Source organism: Aestuarium sp. (assembly GCF_023253315.1).
Lineage (GTDB): Bacteria > Pseudomonadota > Alphaproteobacteria > Rhodobacterales > Rhodobacteraceae > Marivivens > Marivivens donghaensis.
In genome coordinates this window covers 1-746 of the sequence record NZ_JALRGW010000139.1, presented here as the reverse complement: position 1 = coordinate 746, position 746 = coordinate 1, and the positions used below count along the sequence as shown (strand labels likewise).

The 746-nt window shown below is 43.0% G+C and carries 1 protein-coding gene; it reads right to left on the bottom strand.

Annotated features, from left to right (window positions below):
• The coding region (locus AC1QQ2_RS14675; protein ID WP_479713700.1) for a methionine adenosyltransferase domain-containing protein at nt 1-746 on the bottom strand (746 nt) is incomplete at both ends.

Genomic DNA, 746 nt, shown 5'->3' with positions numbered 1-746 from the left:
GCCACCATGAGGCGCCGCTCCTCCATAAGTATCCACAATAATCTTTCTTCCCGTCAAACCCGTATCGCCATCAGGACCACCAATTACAAAGTTTCCTGTTGGATTAACATAGTACTCTTCCTCTTCGAGATCTTTTAAAAGTTCTGCAGGAATAGATTGTTTGAGAGCCGGAGTTACAATTAATTTCACATCTGCTGGGCTTAAACCTTCCGCATGCTGTGTAGAGATCACCACTGATTTCACTTTGTGTGGCTTTCCATCTTTGTATTCTAAGGTGACTTGACTTTTAGAGTCAGGCTCTAACCCTTTAAGAGAACCATCTTTTCTTCCCACAGCCATTAATTCTAAAATTTTATGAGAGTAGTAAATAGGGGCAGGCATTAATTCTGGAGTTTCAGTACATGCGTATCCAAACATGATGCCTTGATCGCCCGCGCCCTCATCTTTATTTGAAGATGAGTCAACTCCCATGGCAATGTCTGCAGACTGACCATGTAAATAGTACTCAACATCCACATTCTTCCAGTGAAAGCCTGCTTGCTCATAGCCAATGTCCTTAATACAGTCTCTTACTTTTTGAATAATTTCCTCTTTATCTTGATCGACTGGCCCGCGAACCTCTCCGGCTAATACAACCTTATTGGTTGTAGTCAGCGTCTCACAGGCAACTCGAGCATAAGGATCTTTGGCAATAAAATGGTCCACGACCATATCGGAAATACGATCCGATACTTTATCGGGGTGGC